Source organism: Neochlamydia sp. TUME1 (assembly GCF_000813645.1).
Lineage (GTDB): Bacteria > Chlamydiota > Chlamydiia > Chlamydiales > Parachlamydiaceae > Neochlamydia.
Window position 1 is genome coordinate 1 of record NZ_JRXI01000165.1, and the last position, 3,044, is coordinate 3,044.

A 3,044-nucleotide genomic window follows, 5' to 3' on the forward strand; every position below is an offset into this window, starting at 1 on the left:
CTCCAGATGAAAACTATGAGGGTTTATTTAGCACAAGGGAGAATGGTGCATTCGTCTAGCCAAAGGTTATAATCGCAATCCTAGACTAGATCTCAATCAAGCTGCCTTGCAAGTTATCAATTTCAAGAAAGGAAATATCTCTTTATACATACATGCTGTCAATGGCATTAACAGCGATCAAACAGCGCCGACGTCACTTATTGCCAAGCACCCTACTAAAAAATTTGCTTTAGGCAAAAGAGAACCGCTATACAGTAGTAGACAGTGCTCTTTATACCCCGACACCTTTTACATAAGCCTTAAAGAAAGTACAGAGCTTATTTGCCATGCCTATGCCCATGCAAATTACTATAATATTTTTAAAGCAAATGTTTATTGGGTATTTTAATTGCTAAGAGGTTTTAATAATTGGCAACTCCTGGCCACCTGCCTTGCAGTTGTAGCTTAAAGCATTAGTTAACTAAATGTCAGTTATGGCTACCTTAGGGGACTCAAAGCGGCGCCTTGCTCCTCGAAAAACACCTTTGGCTTGATGATTTAAAGTCGCATCGAGTTCAAGCATAATTTTCACGCCTTTATCTACATGATCGATCGTATATTCTTGGTAAACTTTTTCAGAGCTTTGTTTAGTTTTCACTCCATCTTTACCTAAAGGCAGATCGGAAATAAGAAGAAGAGCTCCAAGAGGAAGCTTATGGTAGTAGCTAGCCATAAAAAGGGTGGCGCATTCCATTTCTATCGCTTGAGGACGTGTTTTTTCTAAACGGCTTTTAAAGTTTTCGTTAAATTCCCAAAAACGCTTGTTCGTGGTATGCGTAATGCCAATGTGATAAGTGGAATTCTGCCGATCAAGAACATTACTTACGCATTTTTGTACAAGAAAATTAGCCATCGAGGGCACCTCCTGCGGAAAATAAAAGTCTGATGTCCCTTCTCCCCTTATACCTGCCACCGGCACAAAGTAATCCCCAATTTTATGATGCTTTCTCAAGCCTCCACACATACCTAGCAGCAAGGCGGCACGAATAGGCAAAAAAGCGCACAGATCGATGATAAGGGCTGCTGCTGCAGACCCTATTTTGAAATCCAAGATACTTACTTTTTCCTTTGGAGAGTGGGCTACAGAAAACATAGATCCCTCTAGGATAGGTAGATTACGATCATTAGCAAATTGCCTAACATAGCGAGGGAAATTAGTAAGCAGCAGGTAAGGCTGAAAATCTTGCACGGTCGAGCCTGAATAACGCTCTAACGTATCTGTAGCAATCTTTTCTTCCAGGGGATTCACATTGAAATTATAATTACAATCTTCTTCCATTAAATTTACCTTATTTATTAGTGTCATTTCTCAACTTCTAACGAGCCAAAGTTGCGTATAAAAGGCCAAGGAGCAATTTCTCATCTACTCCAAAAAGAATAGTAGCCATTCAAAAAAAAGACTTTAAAAAAAGCAATCTAGCCCGGGCCTCATTCTTTTCTCAAGCATTCTTTGCCTCTATCCTTTTAAGAAAGGGAGGGATAGAGCCTGTGGCAAGTGATTTGCCTATCTTTTTCTTCTTTTAAGATCTTTTTGGTTCCTCATCCTCTTCTTCGATAAAAAATGCATTTATCATGGTGGGAAAAAAAGTGCTACCTTTTTTACAAAAAGAATATTAATCTCCTCTTAAATTTTTAATTCACAATCCATGAGGGAAGCTCATCATTATCTGAATAATTTGAGGTAGAGAGATTCCCCTATTTTTTACTAAGAAGGTTTTGACAAAAGCTCCTTCTCTGCATATTTCTTGCTACTGTAGATCGCACACCCTGTTCCACACAGGCAAAAAAACCCTCCAACTATTAAGGGTAAATAGGAATTAGCAATAAATCCTAGATAACCTCCTAAAAAAGGACCTACACATCCTCTAAGCCCCACCAATACTACATTGATTCCCGTAAAAGCAGCACTATTTTCTTTCCGAGCAAACCTAGGCCCTGATAGATTCCAACACATCTCACTGCCTGCCTGCATAATTCCATAGACAAAATAAGCCACGTACACCCATATCCAATGTAAGCTAGCTGTTATCAAGAATATAGGGAATAAAGTAGCTAAAAAACAAATCAAAAAAGTTAAAATATAAATATTTATCTTATTAAAAAATAAAGCCCATATACGGGTAGTCAACGCAAAGCCTATCCCTTTGCAAACAGAGATAGCAATGACTAATTCAGTATAAGAAAGGTGTAGCACTTCTAATGTAAAAACAGGTAATGCTGGCTGCATAATCATAAGCCCTAGCCCTCCACACATAAAGATCAGTTGAAAGTGGGCAAAATCAGGACGTGCTCTCATTAACTTGATAAAATTTCTCCAAGGCTGCACGAGGGTGTCTTTTAAATTCTGCTTATCATTTAGAGGAGGGGGTCCCTCTTTAGGCAAAGGGATAGTAACCAATAAAAAATTGCTCAATAAACTTATGCCTGCTGCTATAAAAAATCCCCACCGCCAAATGCCAGGACTGTGATCCATCCATCGAGAGATAAATAAAGGAAAGAAAAGGCTAGTTAAATAATTAATTGAAGAGCCTACGGAAAAGATTTTACTTCTTGCTTCGGCATGAATTTTAATTTTTAGGATTTCCATCCATGCAGGTATAATGGCTCTGCTGGCCATCATATAAACCGCAAAAGCGAAGATATAAAACCAATTATTATCGATAAAGGGGAAGGAAAAACAGGGCAAAAGTCCTATAACACTTGCACATCCTATGCTCTTCTTTAGCAAGTCATGCCTTTTCTCTACAAAGGAGTTCCAATAGAATGAAGCAATAGCTACTACAGGCTTAGAACTAATGAGCAAAGTGATCTGTAAAGGCGAGGCATGCAAATCTTTATAAAAGATAAAAACTAATAAAGTATACATCGCCCAAAGCGGGGCATTTAAGAGATGGCTCCCTATAAAGACATAACGTGTGTTTTGGCAAACTTTCATAGCAGAGAATTGTATAAATTATTTTCTGAAAACACAATAAAAAATATGGATGGCTTTTAATAATTAAGCC

The 3,044-nt window shown here is 38.1% G+C and carries 2 protein-coding genes; both read right to left on the reverse strand.

The genetic code is table 11. From position 1 onward, the window contains the following. Positions 1-460: 460 nt before the first annotated feature. The gene (locus tag DB41_RS07885) at positions 461-1,318 is read right to left on the reverse strand and encodes an AMP nucleosidase (RefSeq protein WP_052244022.1); all 858 of its coding nucleotides are present in this window, start codon (positions 1,316-1,318) and stop codon (positions 461-463) included. Positions 1,319-1,744: 426 nt separating this feature from the next. Then, positions 1,745-2,974 (reverse strand): MFS transporter, encoded by a 1,230-nt coding sequence (locus DB41_RS07890; protein ID WP_039386149.1) that lies wholly within the window; start codon positions 2,972-2,974, stop codon positions 1,745-1,747. Between the last annotated feature and the right edge of the window lie 70 nt (positions 2,975-3,044).